This is a genomic window from Herbaspirillum sp. 3R11 (assembly GCF_004563925.1).
Lineage (GTDB): Bacteria > Pseudomonadota > Gammaproteobacteria > Burkholderiales > Burkholderiaceae_D > Herbaspirillum.
The window spans coordinates 506,779-525,523 of the sequence record NZ_SPNJ01000002.1; the positions used below are offsets into that span (position 1 = coordinate 506,779).

17 protein-coding genes and 1 pseudogene are annotated in these 18,745 nt (G+C 56.0%); 7 read left to right on the forward strand and 11 right to left on the reverse strand.

Annotated features, from left to right (window positions below; all coding sequences use genetic code 11):
* The 4 genes from E4P32_RS10600 to E4P32_RS10615 all read left to right on the forward strand — a co-directional run bounded on the left by E4P32_RS10600 (position 1) and on the right by E4P32_RS10615 (position 3,834).
* Positions 1–1,473: an FAD-dependent oxidoreductase gene (locus tag E4P32_RS10600; protein WP_116434235.1), complete on the forward strand. Its 1,473-nt coding sequence runs from the start codon at positions 1–3 to the stop codon at positions 1,471–1,473.
* A complete protein-coding gene (locus E4P32_RS10605) occupies positions 1,470–2,252 on the forward strand; it encodes an SDR family oxidoreductase (protein ID WP_116434234.1) in 783 nt (260 codons plus the stop codon). Before E4P32_RS10600 ends, E4P32_RS10605 begins: the two co-directional genes overlap by 4 nt.
* A gap of 36 nt (positions 2,253–2,288) precedes the next feature.
* Positions 2,289–2,882, forward strand: coding sequence for a cysteine hydrolase (locus tag E4P32_RS10610; RefSeq protein ID WP_116434233.1), 594 nt, complete (start codon positions 2,289–2,291; stop codon positions 2,880–2,882).
* Positions 2,883–3,024: 142 nt separating this feature from the next.
* Complete coding sequence (locus E4P32_RS10615; protein ID WP_135008732.1) at positions 3,025–3,834, forward strand: IclR family transcriptional regulator; 810 nt, start codon at positions 3,025–3,027, stop codon at positions 3,832–3,834.
* A gap of 51 nt (positions 3,835–3,885) precedes the next feature.
* On the opposite strand, the gene E4P32_RS10620 is transcribed toward E4P32_RS10615, so the two are convergent.
* Positions 3,886–4,125 carry a MetQ/NlpA family ABC transporter substrate-binding protein gene (locus E4P32_RS10620; protein WP_233526635.1) on the reverse strand — a complete coding sequence of 80 codons (240 nt, stop codon included), beginning with the start codon at positions 4,123–4,125 and terminating at the stop codon, positions 3,886–3,888.
* A 140-nt stretch (positions 4,126–4,265) separates the two neighbouring features.
* A complete protein-coding gene (locus E4P32_RS10625; RefSeq protein ID WP_116434231.1) occupies positions 4,266–5,009 on the reverse strand; it encodes an SDR family oxidoreductase in 744 nt (247 codons plus the stop codon).
* Between the two features lie 115 nt (positions 5,010–5,124).
* On the opposite strand from E4P32_RS10625, the gene E4P32_RS10630 reads away from it, so the two are divergent.
* Entirely contained in the window at positions 5,125–6,054 is a 930-nt protein-coding gene (locus E4P32_RS10630) for a LysR family transcriptional regulator (RefSeq protein WP_116434230.1), read from the forward strand.
* Positions 6,055–6,296: 242 nt separating this feature from the next.
* Here E4P32_RS10630 and E4P32_RS10635 read toward each other — a convergent pair whose 3' ends face one another.
* The 8 genes and pseudogenes from E4P32_RS10635 to E4P32_RS10670 all read right to left on the reverse strand — a co-directional run.
* Complete coding sequence (locus E4P32_RS10635) at positions 6,297–6,677, reverse strand: hypothetical protein (protein WP_116434229.1); 381 nt, start codon at positions 6,675–6,677, stop codon at positions 6,297–6,299.
* A gap of 51 nt (positions 6,678–6,728) precedes the next feature.
* Positions 6,729–7,592 (reverse strand): hypothetical protein, encoded by an 864-nt coding sequence (locus tag E4P32_RS10640; protein WP_233526634.1) that lies wholly within the window; start codon positions 7,590–7,592, stop codon positions 6,729–6,731.
* 51 nt (positions 7,593–7,643) lie between these two features.
* Positions 7,644–8,471, reverse strand: coding sequence for a YaiO family outer membrane beta-barrel protein (locus E4P32_RS10645; RefSeq protein WP_233526633.1), 828 nt, complete (start codon positions 8,469–8,471; stop codon positions 7,644–7,646).
* 97 nt (positions 8,472–8,568) lie between these two features.
* Positions 8,569–9,588 (reverse strand): hypothetical protein, encoded by a 1,020-nt coding sequence (locus E4P32_RS10650; protein ID WP_199525626.1) that lies wholly within the window; start codon positions 9,586–9,588, stop codon positions 8,569–8,571.
* The gene (locus tag E4P32_RS10655) at positions 9,578–10,660 is read right to left on the reverse strand and encodes a polymer-forming cytoskeletal protein (protein ID WP_116434228.1); all 1,083 of its coding nucleotides are present in this window, start codon (positions 10,658–10,660) and stop codon (positions 9,578–9,580) included. The genes E4P32_RS10650 and E4P32_RS10655 overlap by 11 nt, the downstream gene beginning before the upstream one ends.
* Positions 10,657–12,141 (reverse strand): glycosyltransferase, encoded by a 1,485-nt coding sequence (locus E4P32_RS10660; RefSeq protein WP_116434227.1) that lies wholly within the window; start codon positions 12,139–12,141, stop codon positions 10,657–10,659. The genes E4P32_RS10655 and E4P32_RS10660 overlap by 4 nt, the downstream gene beginning before the upstream one ends.
* 1 nt (position 12,142) lies before the next feature.
* Positions 12,143–13,309 (reverse strand): UDP-N-acetylglucosamine 2-epimerase (non-hydrolyzing), encoded by a 1,167-nt coding sequence (wecB, locus tag E4P32_RS10665; RefSeq protein WP_116434226.1) that lies wholly within the window; start codon positions 13,307–13,309, stop codon positions 12,143–12,145.
* Between the two features lie 992 nt (positions 13,310–14,301).
* A pseudogene (locus tag E4P32_RS10670) lies at positions 14,302–15,097 on the reverse strand (methyl-accepting chemotaxis protein); the annotation flags it as partial.
* Between the two features lie 273 nt (positions 15,098–15,370).
* Here E4P32_RS10670 and E4P32_RS10675 point away from each other — a divergent pair.
* Positions 15,371–15,991, forward strand: a complete 621-nt coding sequence (locus E4P32_RS10675) for a Crp/Fnr family transcriptional regulator (protein WP_245192087.1) — start codon at positions 15,371–15,373, stop codon at positions 15,989–15,991.
* 72 nt (positions 15,992–16,063) lie between these two features.
* Here the strand turns inward: E4P32_RS10675 and E4P32_RS10680 are convergent, their stop codons facing one another.
* Positions 16,064–17,719, reverse strand: coding sequence for an acyl-CoA synthetase (locus E4P32_RS10680; protein WP_116434224.1), 1,656 nt, complete (start codon positions 17,717–17,719; stop codon positions 16,064–16,066).
* A gap of 279 nt (positions 17,720–17,998) precedes the next feature.
* On the opposite strand from E4P32_RS10680, the gene E4P32_RS10685 reads away from it, so the two are divergent.
* The gene (locus E4P32_RS10685) at positions 17,999–18,724 is read left to right on the forward strand and encodes a nitroreductase (RefSeq protein WP_116434223.1); all 726 of its coding nucleotides are present in this window, start codon (positions 17,999–18,001) and stop codon (positions 18,722–18,724) included.
* The last annotated feature ends 21 nt before the right edge of the window (positions 18,725–18,745 follow it).

Sequence of the window (18,745 nt, forward strand, 5' to 3'; positions counted from 1 at the left end):
ATGTTGAACGAGACATATGACGTCATCGTCGTGGGATGTGGCGTGGCCGGTCTGGCTGCCGCCGTCAGCGCCGCCGAAGGCGGTGCGCGCGTGGCCATCATTGAACGCGCCCCGATTGAATCGCGCGGAGGACAAAGCCGCTATACCGAAGCGTATTTGCGGATGAAGAGCGAGACGGAAGTGACCGACGACTTCGAGTCGTTCCTCGCTGAAAACGGTTCCGGCCGCATCGATCCCAACCTGATTGAAGAATCGGCCCAGCCGACTCCCCAGCGCGACGCTCTGGTCAACGCTCTGAGCATAGCCGATCCGGAAGTGATTGATGCCCTGGCTTCCGGCGCGGCGCCAACCATCTCCTGGTTGAAAGAGCTCGGCGTCCGTTTCGATTTTTTGCCGACAGGATTTCTTACCAAGACACAGCCGCGACTCTTGCCGGTGGGCGGCGGAGAAGCGTTGGTTGAAACTCTGGCTGCCAAAGCGGAAAACCTGTCGGCTAGGTTCTACTATTCCACCTCGGCGCTGCGTCTGCTGCGCGACGACGGTAACACGGTGACCGGCATCGTTGTCAAACCGCAAGGCGCTCCTGCGCTTGCATTGACGGGGCAAGTCATCCTTGCATGCGGCGGTTTTGAAGGAAATCAGGAAATGTTGACGCGTTATCTCGGCCCCCGGGCGCTGCATCTGCGGCCCATCTGCCGCGGCGGTTACTACAACCGGGGGGACGGCATCACAATGGCGCTCGACGTGGGGGCGGCGACCAGCGGAGACTTCGGCAGTTATCATGCCGAGCCGATGGATCCCCGCTCCGGCATTTCGGAACCCGCCATTTTCGTGTTCCCTTACGGCATCCTGGTCAACAAGGCCGGAAAGCGTTTCACCGATGAGGCGCCCGGCCCCGTGGATGCCTACTATGAACGTGTCACGCGCAAGATCTGCCAGCAGGACGAGGGCATCGCCTATCTGATTCTTGATGCCCGCCATGCCGACATTCCAAACTTCCGTTCGGGCTTGCGTACCGATCAGCCGCCGGTCGTGGGGGCGACGCTGCCGGTGCTGGCGAAAAAGCTTGATATCCCCGCCTCGGCGTTGCAACAGACAGTCGAAGCGTTCAATCGTGCGTGTCCTGCCGATGGTCAAAGCCGTTATCGTCCGTTCGAAACCGACGGTGTTGCAACCACTGAGCTCGATCCGCCCAAGTCTAACTGGGCTTTGCCGATCGATGCCGCACCCTTCCATGCGTACCCGATCATCTCCGCCAATGTGTTCACCTTCGGTGGAGTCAAGACGGACGCACTTGGTCGCGTTCTCGATCAGGATGGATACCCCATTCCGGGACTGTATGCGGCAGGTGAAATGACCGGCATGTACTACGGCAATTATGCCGGCGGTACATCGGTGTTGCGCGGTTTGGTCTTCGGACGGCTTGCCGGTAGAGATGCTGTTTCGCACATCAACATCGCGGTCACTCCATGAGCGCAGAAACGCACATGGAGCTGGCCGGTCGTTGCGCCATCGTGACCGGCGGCGCGGGAGGAATCGGTCGCAGCGTCGCGCTCGCGCTGGCCCGCGCCGGCGCGAGTATATGCGTCGCCGACAGCGTCTCTCCACGCGACACCATCGACGCAATCGGCGCAACGGGAGGCGTCGCCATCGGATCGTACGTCGACGTCACGCGGGCTGAAGAAATCCGTGCCATGACGGCGCAAGCGGAAGCGGAATTCGGCGGTGTCGACATTCTTGTCACGACCGCTGGCGTCACCGGTTTCGGCAGTGCAGCCACGCTTGACGAGCGGGAATGGGACCGGATTCTCTCCATCAACCTCAAAGGCACCTTTCTGGCTTGTCAAAGCGTAATTGAACCCATGCGAAAACGCGGTGGCGGCAGGATCATCACCATCGGTTCGGTGCTGGCGAAGAACGGCGGTAATGCGCGCCCTTGGTTGTTTCCCGACGAGCAGCAGGTGTCGGCGAACGTCGCATACGGCGCCTCGAAAGCAGGAGTCCACGCCATGACCGCCTATCTCGCGCGTGAGCTGGCAGCTTCCCGCATCACGGTCAACGGCGTTGCGCCGGGGCCAATCGCATCGGACATGACCACCAATTTTCCTGACGCGCTGAAAGCGGCGATCCCTCTGGGACGTATGGGAGCGGCCGCCGATGTTGCCGCAGGCGTGCTTTTCTTTGCCAGCGCGGCAGCTGCTTTCATTACCGGCGAAATCATGGATATCAACGGCGGCATGTGGGCCGATTGATTTATTTTTTTATCGTCTCAACCAAGGACCAATATCATGGCAATTGATGTAAAAACCACCGCACTGCTTTTGCTCGACCTTCAGAACGAGATGATCGATCCGAATGGAAAGATCGGTTCAGGAGGACTGGCGAAGGTCGTGGCCGAGCGCAATGTCATCGGCAACGCCGCCCGCGCCCTGCAGGCTGCGCGTAGCGCAGGCATGGTGGTGGTGCACGTGCGTCTGGGATTTCGCGACGATTATGAAGATGCGCTGAGCGTAGCTCCTCGCATCGCTCGGCTCAAAGAGCATCGTGCCGCGATCGTAGGAACTTGGGGAACCGAATTCCCTGAGGCGCTTGCTCCGCACGCCCAAGAACTGGTCGTCACCAAGCAATGCGTCAATCCGTTTTTCAACACAGGACTGTTTGCCTGGCTATCGCATCGCGGCGTCAAGACGATCGTCATCGGCGGCGTTGTCACCAACCTGGTCGTTGAAAGCACCGCCCGGGCCGCCGACGATGCCGGCCTCGCGACGATTGTACTGGAAGATTGCTGTGCCGCACCCAACGAACAATGGCACAAATTCTCCGTCGAGAATATCTTGCCGATGTTCGCCGGCGTCAGCAGCGTGAGCAGCGTATTCGGTTGAGTTGCACCTGTGGCGTTCGGGGAGGCTTTCCCGGAGCGTCGCAGCCGATTGCCTCCGGGTTTGAGAATCTTGGATAATACGGCTTTCGAGGTTGCGGGCCTGTCGCCCGCACCGATGCTCAACGCTTTACAGAGACTCAAACGTGAATACGACCGAATCAGTAGTTCGAGAAAGCGATGCGGGCAATGCCACGCGCTCGCCGGTGCGCACCGTGCAAGTGTTGCATGAACTTGCACTGAGGCCGCGAGGCATGAGCCTGGCCGCGCTGGCGGCGCACCTGCAGTTGCCCAAAACCAGTCTCTTCCGCCTGCTGAACTCATTGGAGCTGGGCGACTATGTGCAAGTGGTGAACGGGCAGTATCAGATCGGGCCCGCTACACGTGAACTCGGCACGGCGATCATGCTCAATCACGACTTCGCAGGCCGTGCCCGGTATATATTGCAGAAGCTGGCCTCGCAGTGTGGAGAAACCGTGATCCTGGGGACTGTCGCGCCGAACGGACTGGACGTCATTTACGCATCTGTTATCGAGGGGACTCATCCGCTGCGCTTCAGCATAACGGCCGGCGCAGCCAAGCCGCTGCAGTGCTCGGCCAATGGGCAGACCATTCTTGCCTACATGCCTGCGCCGGAATTGCAAAAATTCTGCACCGAGGTCAAGTTTGCCAAATATGCTTCGGGCAGCATCATGACGGTGCCGGCGCTTGAAACCGAACTGGCCAGGATTCGAAGCAACGGTATCGCGATCAGCATCAACGGCACGCACGAAGGGGTGTTTTCCATTGCGGCGCCGATTGTCGACGCTAGCGGCCGTGTCTGCGCGGGGGTGTCGATTTCGGCCCCGGAGGCGCAGGTCAAGGGGCATATGGATCGCTTTGACATGCTGGTGCGTGAAGCTGGACACGATATTTCCCGCATACTTGCTTACACCGGCGAATATCCGCCGCGCTAATAAAAAAGGAGCCATACGGCTACTTTTTTATACAGTTTTCAGCACCTCAATTCACCAGGCCGGTATCACCGTCCCGTTGAATTTCTTGATGATGAATTGCTTGATCTGATCGGACTCGAAGATCTTGATGAAGCGGGCGATACGCGGGTCATCCTTGCGGTCGGCGCGAGTGACCCAGATGATGGCCCATTGCGAGGTCTTGTATTCCAGCAGTAATGCGTCCGTCGGATTCAGGCTGGCAAGCAAAGCACGGTATAAAACCGCCGCTGAGGTCAAGGTGGGTTTGCTCAAGATGAAGTGACCGACGCCTGCAATCGGCCAGAAGCGGACATCTGGACAAGCAGAAAAGCACGCCGTATTGCGGGCTTTTTTTCTCGCTTAGCGCTGCCAATCGCAAAGACTGATAGACATGTAGTGGGCGGGGTGGTGGACTACGCGGCAAAGCCACCGTCGATCAACAGGTCGGTGCCGGTGACGAAAGCCGCGTCCGAACTCGCCAAGTAAGCGATCATGGCGGCGACTTCATCGGCGTGACCATGGCGCTTCAAGGCCATCACGTTGTGTTGAACCGGGGCAAAGTCACCATCGACAGGATTCATGTCGGTGTCGATGGGGCCAGGGGCGACGTTGTTGACGGTAATTCCTTTCGGCCCCAAGTCACGGGCCAGTCCCTTTACCAGGCCAGTCAATGCCGATTTGCTCATCGAGTAGATGGCGCCGCCGGCAAGCGGCATGCGATGCGCAACAGTGCTGCCGAGATTGATGATGCGCCCACCTTTCTTCATATGAGCGGCAGCGGCCTGGATTGCGACGAAGACTCCGCGCACGTTGACCGCCACGGTCTTGTCGAAGTCAGCCAGCGTGAACTGTTCGATCGGCGCAAAGATCAACACACCGGCGCTGTTCACCAAGATGTCAAGACGACCGAAACGCCGCGCTACGCTATCGATGGCGCCTGTGACGGCAGCCGCGTCCGTTACGTCGACTTGAATTGCTATGGCAGTACCCCCGGCGGCTTCGATCTCGGCAACCAATGCTTCTGCCGCAACATTCGAAGCCTGATAACCGATGGCGACGATGGCTCCGTCGCGTGCCAGACGACGTGCGGTTGCGGCGCCAATGCCGCGAGAACCGCCGGTGATGAATGCGACTTTACTGTCGAGTTGTATGGTCATGATGTCTTCCTTTCGGTGTGGAGTGATTGGTGAAAAGAAGTATGCGTGCAGCAATCTGATCGTAGTAGTGGCTAAATGTCGCGCTCAGTTTCAACCATTGGTTTAAAATTTGACGATGTTTACCGAGCTAAGCAGTTATCTGGATGCGTTCATTGCTGCCGCCGACGATGGCAGCTTTTCTGCGGCCGCGCGTCGCCTGGGACTTACCCCGGCGGCCGTCAGCAAAAGCGTGGCACAGTTGGAGACTCGGTTGGGAGTACGCCTGTTCCAGCGCAGCACCCGCAGCCTGGCGCTGACCACCGATGGCGAGCGTCTGTACGGTCAGGTTCGATTGCCATGGAGCGAGATCGGTGATGCCTTGACCGATCTGCGGCAAGGAGCGGGCAAGCCAGCCGGTACCTTGAAAGTCTCTCTGGCGCACATGATCGGACGAGAATATTTTGTGCCGATGATGACGGGCTTCGTGCAACGATATCCGGACGTGGTGCCCGATCTTCATTTCGAGAACCGGCAAGTCGAGCTGATCGCGGAAGGATATGACGTCGCCATTGGCGGCGGCATTGAATTGACCGACGCGTTGATCGCGCGTGAATTGTCGGGCTTGCGAGTCGTGCTGGTAGCGTCACCGGACTATCTGAAAATGCATCCTGCGCCGAAGCATCCACAGGAACTGACACGTCATCGCGGACTTCTCCGCCGTATGCTGAGTTCCGGGCGGCTGTCGCCATGGGTACTGAAGAACAACGCCGGAGAAGAAGTGATCGCGAGCGTGCGTCCGACAATGGTATTGGATGACCCGGAGGCGATTGCGCAAGCCGCCACCAATCACATGGGCATTGCGATGCTGCCGTTGCCGCATGTATTGACTCTGCTCAAGCGCGGAGATCTGGTGCGTGTGCTCCCCGAATGGCATGCCGACGCGTTGCCGCTTTCGATTTACTACACCAGCCGCAAACTTGTCCCCGCCAAGGTGAGGGTATTTGTGGACTATATTGTTGAAGAATTCCGGGCCAGCGGGAATGCTGCGCGGTTCCAGCAGGAGTGATCGGGAATGCAGGGTGATTTTACCGTATCTATCGCGACCTTCGATTTCTTCGCTTCTCCATCATCTGAGATAAAACGCTTCGCTGAGGCTGACTGCGTAGTCCTCAACCGGCCAGGAAGGGACGTTCGCGCAGGAGCTCTATTCGATAGGGTGACTCTGCATTTTTTCACTCTGCGACGGCGTTATCAACAAATAAGCTCTATTACGCCCCAATAAAACGTCTGCATAAAATATGATTGAATTCATTTTTCGTGGCCCTCGGAACTCCCGTCAATAGTAATTTTCTGTATTTTTAAGATTTCCGCGCGCACCTCGTCCTCGCTCCACCCGGACTCCAGAAAATAGCAAATGCGATCACTCTCCTCCTGCCCGAGTGCATGCTTTTTTACCAGAGATCGGGTCAGTTTCTCTATGTTTTGAAGTTCAACATCCAAAGCGATCGCCGATGCGCCTATGTGCTTGTGTATTTGGGTACGCTGCTCGTTCCAGGCATCCCACCGCACCTGTGTGATCGGCCCCAGCAAACCTTCTGCAGCCATTCTTTCCTGATCTGCGATCACGCCGAGTTGCAAATGCAGCGGCTTCATTGAAGCTTGGTAGCGTCTGTATGGTGTCTGAATCATGCCAGTCTCCTTCTAGGTAGTCGTTGGTGATTGAAACTTGATGATGTCTGTTTATGCCGCGTTGTCGGCGCGATTCCAGCTCATGGCCCATGCATAGAGCGCCAACAGCATGGTGAACTGCAACAAGGTGGTGCCAAGAAGGTAAAGCAGCGGATGCCACAACAGCGAGAATTGCTGCATCAAGACCGCCGCCAGGATGAATTGCACCGGTGTGAGCACCGCGAGATAGCCCAAGGCCATTAGCGGCAGGGCAAACTTGCGCGACAGGCTGAAGTCGAAGATGTTGTAAGTCAATCCGTAGAGCCAGGGCGCGATCAGCATCAATGCAAAAGAAGATTGCATCATTGATGCCACCGATCCTCCTGCCGTATGAGGAAAATGCATGCCCCAGAAATAGAAATAGATCTGAATCGCGACCTGCAACGCCCCGATGAATCGGAGCATGTACACCAGCGGCAGCATCTTCGGCGGCATGAACGTCGGACCGATCAACAACACACCGGCCAACGCCAGTCCCGACCACCATTGGGTAGCAGTGGGCAACGCCGCCTGCACCAGAGGATAAGGAATATGAAACATTCCGCCCATCTCCACTTCATGACGCGCCAAGGAGATATCAGGCCCCAGCAGTCCGACCCAGAAGTTGATGATGGCGGTCCAAAGCATGTCGATAAACGGCCACGCCAGATAGACGGCTGAGCTCAGCAAAGCCGGAATCAGCAGCATGGACAGCAGCCGCCAGGTGGTGAAATCAATCCTGAGCAAGGCGCGATGCGTGCGGATCAGGCCGCCACGGATGTTGAGCAAACGCGGGTCGGTGTGCGCCGTAGCGCGTAGCGCCGATGATCGTTGCGCGGCGGCTGCTGCGACCGCGGCACTGAGATTTTTCGGTGAGGTTCTTTGACTATTGGACATGGCTGACTCCGCCTGGATGACTGAAAATGGACTGAAACGGCACGGTGCGGCTCATCGAAAACTCCAGCGCCAGCCGACATCGATGGAGGTGCGGGCATAGCTGGGATTCTTGTAATAGCCCAGGCCCAGGATCAGCAAGCCGTCGCGCGTCATCCGTTCGCGCCATTGCACGCCGATGCTGTGACTCATGAAGTCGACTTTTTCGGTGCCGGTGGTGAGCACCTGATAGGTTTCCTTGGCACGCTCGGCACGCACGATGACAGCACGCCGTTCGTCGCTGCCAAAAGTTACCGCTACGTATTGGCTGGGGCCGAAGGCTGCGCCGGGATTGGCGACGTTGCCGCGCAAGCCGGCTTCCAGCACCAGGTCCTTGCCGTAGTAAATGCCGTTGAGGATCACACCTTTGTCCGAGCGCCCCTCCTGATTTCCCTTGGCATAGTAGACGGCCAGGCCGGCGACGTACTGGCGTTGCCCGCCGAATTTGCGGTAACCCGCAAGATCCATGCGCCAGTCGGGAAACAGCAGGCTGCTGCCGCTGCCGAGCCCGACCGTGGTGTAGTAGTCGGGCGACAGGTCATGCGTCAGATTCAGGGAGCCATAGCTGCCGGAAAACCCGAAACGGCTTTGCCGGATCACCTCCGCCTGTAGCACGCCGAAGTCCATCACCTGCATGCCGCGCAGAGAATAGGATTTCGCATTGCCGTAGCCGGCGTCGTAGTTGCCGAAGCCGGCCATGGCTTCGATTGCGGATTTTTCGGTTGGCGCCACAACCGGTGAACGATCGCTCACGGGGACCCCGGCTGGAATGTCCTGAGCGGCTACCGAGGCGGCAAACGCCAGCCCGGTGCCGAACAGCATGCAATTCAGACGGGATGGCAAACGGCATCGTAAAGCGCTTAAAGCGCGTGACACGTTCGAAACATGGGACATGGTTAAGGTCGTATTATTTTTCATGAAATCGGCGTGGTTACCCGGGTTATTTAGCTGCTTGTGTAGAAGCCGTCGGCGTCAGCGTGTTGCTCAGACCAAGCCGCACGCCCTCTTCCATGATGTTCCAGCGCCCCTCCTGTTTCCATTGCGCTGAATTGTGCAGCCAGGCTTGTGCACTCTTCCTGTCACCGGATTTGTAGGCGGCCCAGGCAATCAGGCCCCAAGGGAAATGATCCACCTTCCCTTCCAGCCATGACTTTCCGTACTTGCTGCGCCAGCTCTGCCAATCGTGTTCGCGCGCCTTGCCCGTGCGCACGTCGTAGATCAACGGATAGATAGGCGCTACCGCATAGGGATAAAAGGCATAGGGAGTAGATGGGATGCTTGCGGCCGTCGGCTCCAGTTTCTGATCAGGCATGTACCCATAGTTGCGCTGCAAGGCGCTCAGCATGACTTCCGGTCCCGGCAATTTTGCCAGTACGTCGACATGACGCCTGAATACGTTCTCATCGGCGCGCAGGCTTTGCAGAAATGCCATCACCTCGACGTTGTCCGCAAAATAAGCAGCCGGCTGACCGAAGATGGCGCGGAAGCTTTGTCGCTGCGGCTCCCATAGCGTCGCCAGGTTATCCAGAGCCTTGTGGCAGCTCGCATCGAGTTCGCGATGGGTGGGAAGGATTTCGCTGCCTAGTGCGCACCATAGAACGGCAAGGGAATCATCTGCATCGCTCGGCCCGCAGGCCAGCCAGCGGCTTCCTCCGCTGCGGCAAATGCGCGGAAACGGTCCGTTGGCTTGCTGAAACGGCAGCATCCACGTGGCGAATTTCTCTGCCTGGCTATGCACGTCAACGCCGAGGCGATGTGCCACCAGCAAGGCCTTGATCGCAGAATAGGGCTCGACGTAGTCGCCCTGCGCAAATACTGTCAGCGCGCCGTCGGCCATCGTAAAATCAGAGAATGGCGCCGCTGCAGCGGCGGAAGATACGGAAGGTGCGGGAGGTGCGGCCTGCACGTTGCCGGCCCATAAAGCGACCGAAAGCAAACAGCCGAAAAATTTAAATACCAAGTGGAATCTCCTCGAAGACAACGTAAGCGCTGTCCTGTGTGGTCACGACGCCGTGAATCACGACGCCTTGGGCCACGACCAGCTTGCGGCAAATGATCGTGGTGGGAATGGCGGCGCTGCCGATGATGGAATTGGGGCCGATGATGATGTCGTCTTCGCTGATCAACGGTCCGACGATGGCGCAGCCGGCGCCGATGACGATGCCTTTGCCGGAGATCACGCTGCCGGCGACGCTGACGCTCTCTTGCAAACGCAGATAGTCATGCGCTTTGATGCTGCCGGAAATGGTGCTGCCGGCGGCGATCTGGGCAGAGCCCCTGACCACGAAATCACCGTCGCAAGGAATCTCGTCCGAGATGGTGGTATCGCTGTCGAACAGATAGCGTTTGCTGTTGGGAAGCAGTAAGGCATCGACCTCGGTGGCGACGACATGTGCATCGTCTCTTTCGCCGAAATACATTACCGGCGCGCCGGCGCGGATGAACTGGCTGTTGTCGGAGAATCGGATGCTGCTCAGCGCGGTGATGCGTCCATGGACCGTCAGGTCGCGGTCGGCCGTGATGGTATCGGCGTCGACCCAACGATGAATCAATACGTTCTGCGCCAGCTGCATGTGCTGCTTGGCGCAGCATGAGCGCAGTTGAGCACTAGAACCGACCTTGATGTCCTTCAACGCGAAAATATCAGCGAGCGTTTCGCATCCGGCGGCGATCTGCGCCCGGTCGGCGAAGATCGCGATATGGGCAAGCTTGCCTGCGGCCTGCAGCTCCGCCCCGGTCGCCAATACATCCAGGCCATCGTCATCGTGCAAGATGGTGACCTGCGTGCCGTTGTGGAACAGGCTCTTGCCGATGCGGTGCAACTCGTCGGTTGTCGGCGCCGGCCCCAGCAATTTCCCGATCAGCGTGCGCAAGGAGTCCGCAAAGTGGCGCAACTCATGGGTGGCGTTCTGGTCGATGGGAAGCGGTGCGTCATCCGTCGGCGCCAGCCACTCGCGCAGCGTCGGTACGAACGGCAGCACCATCATCGTCATGGCCGTGAAGAACAAGCCCAGTTGTGAAAAATGATTCATGTCGTCACGCTCTCAGATATCGGTGGCAGGGATGGCGGAGCTGGCGCCAGTGCCTCGGTGACCGGCATCAGCGCCACCGTGTCGACATAGGCAGCGCTGGTGGCGATGGTCATGCGGCGGAAACGTTCGGTCTTGTGCCACATCAGTTCCTCGCGACGAAAATAATCAAACAGCTGCTTCACGGCGGCCTTCGAAATGCTCACCATACTGATGAGAAAGCCCAGCATCGACAGCGGCAGCAGACGGATCCGATTGCGATTTCCATCAAGATAGGTCGCGGCGGCGATTTCAAAGAACGCGGCATTGTTTCCGAGCGAGCTATGCGCGACCAGCGCAAAGAATGCCAGCCACCCAAGCACCCAGTGGTGCGGCGATATGAAGAACAACACGGTCGCCAGTATCCATCCCACCACCAGAATCGGCGACATCATGAAGACACCCAGCAAAATCGCGCCGTCCACGCGCTCACGGGTACGCAGTCTGGAGTTGAAGATCAACTTGATGATGTTCTTGTTCATCACCTGATTGTGTCCACTCGACCAACGGCTGATCTGGCCGATGCGCACCCGCCAGGTCTCCGGCACTTCTTCGTAGCATTCGGAGCGGTTTTGATACACCGTCTTCCAGCCGTTCTGTAAAAATCGGAAGGTGATGTCTGTATCTTCTGCCAGCATGTCGACGTCCCAGCCGCCGATTTCTTCCAGCGCCCGGCGGCGCACTGCGCCGACCGTTCCGCCGTATTGCGGCACCAGTCCGAGGTTCATGCGGGCCGCCTGGTCGACCTGATAGCCCCCCGCCCGTTCCAAATCCAGCAAACGTGTCAACAGGTTGTGACCGACGTTGAGCGGCACCACGCGTCCCATGACGGCGGCCACTTCCGGATCGAACAAAGGCGCCACCAATTGCTTGATCAGGCCGCGCGCCGGCAAGTAGTCCGCATCGAAAATGACGATGACTTCCGCATTTACGAGCGCGGTAGCGTCTTTCAAAGCGGCGGCCTTTCCCGGTCGCCCTTCGGTGCGATGAAATGGCGTGAAGCGGCCAGGATTGGCCGCGGCGATACGGTCGATGATCATGCGCGTGTCGTCGGTCGAGCGATCATTGACGGGCATCAGAATCAGGCGATCGCTTGGATAGTCGACATTCAGTAACGCCGTGAGCGAATCGGCGATGACCAGTTCTTCATTATGGGCTGCAATGAAGACGACAACGGTGGGCCAGTTTCCCGCTTCGATGTCGAGATAAGGCTGGCGCTGCCGGCCGAACAGCCGCGCAAAGGTAAATACGTAATGGCGCGTCGTAAACACGATCAACATCACCACGATCATTGCCAACATGACTGTCAGCGTGCGTAGCAGCAAGGGATGTTCGGCCGGCGGCGGCGCTTCGATCACCAGTGCCTGTGCGGATGCCAATACAGGAAAGACGATCGCCGACAGGCCGGCGATGATTGCATTTCGGGCAGGGAAATGTACTCTCATCTTATGCGGCCCGCACCAGAAATTCTCTTTCGCTGTACGGATTGAATTCACTGATCTCTCGGCCCATGAGCGTATCGACGATACGTTTGCAGGCAAGTCCGTCGCCGTAAGGATTGTTGGTCTGCGAAGCACGCATATAATCGGCTCGCCGGTCATAGAGACGCGCTACAGCCGCAATGATGCGTTCCGCAGTCGTCCCGACCAGTTGCACGGTGCCGGCCGCAACCGCCTCCGGGCGCTCCGTCACATCGCGCATGACCAGCACCGGCTTGCCAAGCGATGGCGCTTCTTCCTGCACCCCGCCGGAATCAGTAAGGATGACGTAGGCGCGCTGCATCAGGCGAACGAACGACAAATAATCCAGGGGGTCGATCAGATGCACGTTCTTCAGTCCTGACAGGATACGGTTGACAGGTTCCTGCACGTTCGGATTCAGGTGAACCGGGTAGACGATTTCCATGTCGCTGCGTCGCGCCAGCGCTGCCAATGCATTGCAGATGCCGAGGAAACCTTCACCGAAATTCTCACGGCGATGGCCGGTCACCAGCAGCAGCTTGCGATCGGGGTCCAATGTCGGCAGGCGGGCATCGACGCTGGCAGCAAGTTGCGGATTTTCATTGAGGCGCCTGGTGGTCATTTCCAGCGCATCTATCACGGTATTGCCGGTGACCACGACGCGACCATGGAGGTTCTCCAGCTTCAGATGGTTGCGGGCACCGACGGTCGGCACCAGCAACACATCCGAGATCACATCAAGTACGCGGCGGTTCATCTCTTCCGGCCAAGGCTGCGATAGATCGCCGGTACGCAGGCCCGCCTCGACGTGGGCCACAGGAATACGTCGATGGAAGGCCGCCAGGCCCGAAATGGTGGCTGTGGTTGTATCGCCATGTACGAGCACGCGATCCGGATTGACCTGCTCAAGTATCGGATCCAATGCAGTAAAGATGCGTGATCCGATGCTGTTGAGCGTCTGGTTCGGGGCCATGATGTCCAGATCGTAATCGGCAGTAATGTCGAACACGTCCATCACTTGCTGCAACATGGTCCGATGTTGCCCGGTCACGCATATCAGCGAGGTGACGCCGCTTTCGAGCGCCAGTCGTTTGACGAGGGGCGCCATCTTGATGGCTTCGGGACGGGTTCCAAATATGGATAGAATTTTCATTGCTTCCTTTGTAGTGACTTGTTCTCTTTGCTTAAAGGGAGGTATCTTGTGAAACCTGATGCGTTGAACTGATGCGCCTGGCGAACGGCCACACCATGTGCTCCGCTCTCCTGTCTTCAAGACAGAAAGCGAGCGGCTCCGGAATTTGCGACGCTTGCACAAATCACGTGCAGCGGCTCTCCGATGCGTCGGCCAGAAATCTGACGGTACGAAACCTACACGGAAATTTGTGCAGTCAGAAACGTAAAATGAAAGTGAAAATTATTGTGAGAAGCACAGAACGAGATCTCTTTCGTTGCCGGAGACATGTGCTTGAAGAGTTGTTAAACCGTGGTCACTCAGGTCTTGCTGCGCCTTGAGATAGCGATGTCCGGATGCGTGCATCGGATATTCCTTGACGACATATAAAGACATGCTTTTGAGAAGCCAGGAGCTTGAGTGTTATCAAAAATGCTTATCTAAATTTATTCAGATTGAACGCAAACTTAAATTCCGGAGGTGACAGCAGCTTGAAGACCGTAGTATGCGTTTCTCTATTTCTTGCATCTTTGCAATAGGACCTTGGTGGGGGACCAAGGGGTTCACTCGCACTGTTCGGTTTACCTTTTTGGTGGCAAGTGGATTTGGGTACGCATCCGCAGTATCCCGTAATTGGAATAAATCCGTGATCAGCGAACGCCTCTATTCCGTGTAGGCGGGAAGGCGTAAAAAACTCTATGTTTGATACACACGCATGTATCTCCATAGCGGGGGCGCCGTTTCGCTTACGTGGGAAATTTGCTGAAGAGAAACATTGCTTTTACCGATAATTCAGATGCGAGTGTGAGGATGATTTTCTATCTTTTCTCGCGAAAGGTGCTCTCTCGCATTCCGTTTTGACATTCACCTAAATGTTGCCAATGAAATGGAGCAGACGCGGTGACGGCTTACGTCGGCTTACGGCCAGAAGCAGACGTCCGAAAACCGAGAGCCCGCAAGCGAGCTCTTGGTTTCTAAACTATCTGCAGCCGCGCCACTCCATGCGGTGTTCTTGTGCGCGAATCTCCAGCAGTCAGCGCAACTAAACCATCGCTCAACTTGAAAGTCGACACGATCCCGGTCAGTGCCGTCGCCTGTTCCATCATCGCATTGGCAGCCGCGGCCGTTTTTTCCACTAGCGCGGAGTTTTGCTGAGTAGCTTCGTCCATCTGGATGATGGCGAGATTCACCTGTGCGACACCATGGCTTTTGTCCTGACTCGTGGCGGAAATTTCAGCAACAACGTCTGTGACGAGTTTGACGCTTGTCACGACCTCCACCATCGTCTGGCTTGCCTGCTCGACCAATTGGCTGTCGCGTTCGACCTTTGACACCGAATCGTTGATCAACACGGTGATCTCTTTTGCCGCAGCGGCGCTACGCTGCGCCAGGCGGCGCACTTCAGATGCCACGACCGCAAAGCCGCGGCATTGTTCGCCGGCGCGGGCGGCTTCGACCGCTGCATTGAGCGCCAGGATGTTGGTCTGAAACGCGATGCCGTCGATGACACTGATGATGTCGACGATCTTGCGTGACGAGTCATTGATCCCAACCATCGTTGTGACGACCTGGCCCCACCACTTCGCGGCCCTGGATAGCTACATCGGACGCAGATACTGCCAGCTGACTCGCTTGCCTTGCGTTGTCGGCGTTTTGCTTGACAGTTGATGTGATCTGCTCCATTGCTGAAGCGGTCTCTTCCAGCGAACCTGCCTGCTGCTCGGTTCTGGCCGAAAGATCGAGGTTTCCCGAAGCAATTTCTGAGGAGGCGCGCTCTAACGGGCGTTCACTTCATAAGTGGCTAGATGATTATCAATTTTCGATGCAAATCAACAACCCACACGCAGCATTGCGGCGCACCATGAAAAAATGACGTATCGAAAGAAATAACTTTCTTCGGTTACCTCGACGGTTTACATATTCACGTATATTGTTCAGTATCAAAATTTATTCAATCGTATGAATCGCTACATGTCACTGTCACCTGAACTTATCGCTTTTCTCGGGAAATCGCGTTGGCCTACCGAATTAACGGAAGACCAAATGGAACGTCTGCGGCAGAACATTTTCGAAAAGTCGTTTTCCAGTGGAACAATTATTTATCCCAGAGGTACTCCAGCAGACCATTGGTTTGGCCTTATTGACGGTATGATAAAAGTCGATACGGTGTCGCAAGATGGGCGGTCAACAACCTTCGCTGGAGTTCCGGGTGGCGCATGGTTTGGTGAAGGCGCCGTTTTAAAGAACGAACCACGGCCATATTCCATTGTGGCTATTCGTGACAGCAAACTAGCGTTTGTACCAAAACAAACCTTTGAATGGCTGTTATCCCAGAGCACTTCATTCAGTCGCTATGTCATCGACCAGTTGAATTGGCGATGTGGCTATTACGTCGCATTAATCGAAAATCGCCGCTTACGCGAAGCCCCTGCAAGAGTTGCATTCTGCTTATCGGAATTATTTAATCCACAGCTATATCCATCCACAGAGCAAGCATTACCTTTGTCTCAAGAGGAAATTGGGAGGCTGTCCGGGCTTTCCAGACAAAATACGAACCGCGCTTTGCGTGAACTGGCGGATATGAAATTACTCTCTGTCGAGTATGGTTCCGTAATCATTCTCGATTTACCTCGGCTACGAGAATACGCTCACCATGATGAGTGACGGCGATTAAGATGCATGTAAGTTTTAGAAGTCCAATATAAAACGGCGCTCTTCTGAGCGCCGTTTTAGCATCTAAGCTTTTGCAAGCTCCGTAATTGCAGCCCGGCTTCCAGCTAATTCCCGGAGACGGAATTTTTGTATTTTCCCTGTGCCGGTTTTAGGAAGCTCACAAAACATGACCTTCTTGGGGCATTTGAAATGCGCCAACCGCGCGCGGCAAAATGCGATGATTTCTGCTTCACTGGGCTGCTCAACTCCCGCCTTCAGTTCAATAAACGCACATGGAGTTTCCCCCCATTTAGCATCCGGCTGGGATACCACCGCAGCAATAAGAATGGCCGGATGGCAGTGAAGAACATCTTCAACTTCGACAGAAGAGATATTCTCCCCTCCCGAAATAATGACGTCTTTCGAACGGTCTGTAATTTGCACATATCCGTCAGCATGAACGACTGCAACATCACCGGTATGAAACCAACCGCCAGCAAAAGCATTTTCGGTAGCTTCTTCATTCTTTAAATACCCCTTCATCACAATATTTCCCTTGAGAAGAAGCTCACCCTGGGTTTTTCCGTCGAACGGAACAGGCTCTAAAGTATCCGGGTCTGCAACCATCAACCCCTCAAGTCCAGCTGACCGATTACCTTGGCGCGCCATCAGGCGAGACTGTTCGTCTTTGTCGAGCTGCGACCAAGCCGGATTAATGTAGCAACTCACTGGGGTACCAGAGGCCTCTGTAATTCCATATACATGTTCAACTTCAAATCCTAGAGCCAGCACCGCCTTGAGAACCGCAGCCGGAGGCGGAGAGCCCGCAGTCCGAACGCGTACGCTATGGGGTAGTGGCCGTTTTTCTGATTCAGGTGCGCTGGCGATGGAGGACAGCACTATTGGGGCTGCGCAGAAATGGTCGACGCCATGGTCGGCGATAGCATCGAAAATATTCTTGGCCGTTACTTTGCGCATGCACACATGAGTACCTGCGGCGGCTGTGATAGCCCAAGTGAAACACCATCCATTTGCGTGAAACATTGGAAGGGTCCACAGATAGGTCGGGTTCCGAGGCATCCCCCAATCGGTGAGCTGCAGCATACTCATCACGTACGTTCCACGATGACTCGGCACGACTCCCTTCGGGTCGGAGGTTGTGCCTGAGGTGTAGTTCAATGCAATCGCATTCCACTCATCAGACGGCCATACTCCTTCAAAATCCTGCGTTCCTTCTTGAAGCAAGCGCTCGTAGTCGAGTTCACCAATCGCTTTCCCGAGAGGTGCTTCAATATCATTGATATCGATAATCAATGGTTTATTGGGCATATCGGCAGTTGCCCTTGACACCAGTTCGGAAAATTCCCGGTCGACCAGCAGAATCTTGCACTCCCCATGTTGGAGAATAAAGCGGACTCCATCCGCATCCAGGCGGCAGTTAATGCTGTTTAGCACTGCACCGCTGAGGGGAATTCCAAAATGTGCCTCAAGCATAGCTGGTGTATTCGGCGCCAGAATTGAGACGGTATCTCCTGGCTGCACTCCCCGCTTAACCAGCGCGCTGGCTAGTCTTCGACAACGATGACGTGTTTCACTCCAAGTCTGTTGAAAGCTCCCATGGATGATTGCAATCCGGTCCGGGTATTGCTCCGCACTACGGTCAAGGAAATGCAGCGGTGTCAGAGGAACGTAGTTTGCCGGCGTACGGGAAAGTCCATTCCCATAGATGGATTGTTGCATCTCATGTCTCCTAGATTTATTGAAATTCTTTGCGGCGATTGTTATCGCTCATGTTCTGGGGGCGAATCATAGCTTCTCGTCCTGAGTAGCGAATGTAGGCGCGGAATGCAAACTGAGACTGTCTCAAACAAGACATTGCCCTCAATTTGCCGGTTAGTTCGCCATCAATGTCTCGAACAAGACAATGTCTTGAACAAGACAACACGTATTCATCATCACCACTAATCTCCGCTCATATGCTGGCATTGCTCGGCTACCTAAAATAATCAGGAGACGATGATGGACCGTGCGGGACTTCCCCCTGCCATTAGCGAAGACATGCTGCGCAAAGCCGTCGAGTGGGCAATCACATCGCGACGCAGTATTCGCGCTTTTCTTCCCACCGCGGTGCCAAGAGAGCAAATTGAGGAAATCCTCGACATCGCTAGATTCGCCGCTACGGGAGTGAATTTGCAACCGTGGCGCGTTCATGTTCTGACCGGCGACGCAAAGGAGAGGCTTTGCTCCGCCATTCATGAAGTTGACAACAATCCTGTTTTGGCAGCCCAACATCAAGACGAATGGGACTACTACCCAACAGAGTGGATATCCCCATACATCGACAGGCGGCGCGACGTTGGCTGGAATCTTTATGGACTTTTGGGAATCCAGAAGGGAGATAAGGAACGCATGCATGCTCAGCACGGCCGCAACTACTCATTCTTCGATGCGCCTGTCGGATTGATTTTTACAGTCAATCGAATAATGCGCCAAGGAAGCCTGCTCGACTGCGGCATGTTCATGCAAAACATTATGGTCGCTGCGAGGACACACGGTCTGAGCACCTGCCCACAAGCAGCGTTCATGAAATATCACAAAATTATCTCCAACGAACTGGAATTTTCCGCAGACGAAATGCTGGTTTGCGGCATGAGTTTGGGCCAGGCCGCGCCAGCGAAAATAGAAAATACCTTAGTAACCAAACGAGAAGGAGTTGCTTCATTCACGAAGTTTCATAACACGTAGCACCCACAATAAAACTGGAGG

What these genes read in the sequence shown, in the direction of transcription:
- E4P32_RS10625 (WP_116434231.1), bottom strand. Translation starts at nt 5,009, where the DNA reads ATGACCATACAACTCGACAGTAAAGTCGCATTCATCACCGGCGGTTCT.
- wecB (WP_116434226.1), bottom strand. Translation starts at nt 13,309, where the DNA reads ATGAAAATTCTATCCATATTTGGAACCCGTCCCGAAGCCATCAAGATG.
- E4P32_RS10655 (WP_116434228.1), bottom strand. Translation starts at nt 10,660, where the DNA reads ATGAATCATTTTTCACAACTGGGCTTGTTCTTCACGGCCATGACGATG.
- E4P32_RS10685 (WP_116434223.1), top strand. Translation starts at nt 17,999, where the DNA reads ATGGACCGTGCGGGACTTCCCCCTGCCATTAGCGAAGACATGCTGCGC.
- E4P32_RS10640 (WP_233526634.1), bottom strand. Translation starts at nt 7,592, where the DNA reads ATGTCCAATAGTCAAAGAACCTCACCGAAAAATCTCAGTGCCGCGGTC.
- E4P32_RS10660 (WP_116434227.1), bottom strand. Translation starts at nt 12,141, where the DNA reads ATGAGAGTACATTTCCCTGCCCGAAATGCAATCATCGCCGGCCTGTCG.
- E4P32_RS10610 (WP_116434233.1), top strand. Translation starts at nt 2,289, where the DNA reads ATGGCAATTGATGTAAAAACCACCGCACTGCTTTTGCTCGACCTTCAG.
- E4P32_RS10600 (WP_116434235.1), top strand. Translation starts at nt 1, where the DNA reads ATGTTGAACGAGACATATGACGTCATCGTCGTGGGATGTGGCGTGGCC.
- E4P32_RS10605 (WP_116434234.1), top strand. Translation starts at nt 1,470, where the DNA reads ATGAGCGCAGAAACGCACATGGAGCTGGCCGGTCGTTGCGCCATCGTG.
- E4P32_RS10675 (WP_245192087.1), top strand. Translation starts at nt 15,371, where the DNA reads ATGGAACGTCTGCGGCAGAACATTTTCGAAAAGTCGTTTTCCAGTGGA.
- E4P32_RS10635 (WP_116434229.1), bottom strand. Translation starts at nt 6,677, where the DNA reads ATGATTCAGACACCATACAGACGCTACCAAGCTTCAATGAAGCCGCTG.
- E4P32_RS10630 (WP_116434230.1), top strand. Translation starts at nt 5,125, where the DNA reads ATGTTTACCGAGCTAAGCAGTTATCTGGATGCGTTCATTGCTGCCGCC.
- E4P32_RS10680 (WP_116434224.1), bottom strand. Translation starts at nt 17,719, where the DNA reads ATGCAACAATCCATCTATGGGAATGGACTTTCCCGTACGCCGGCAAAC.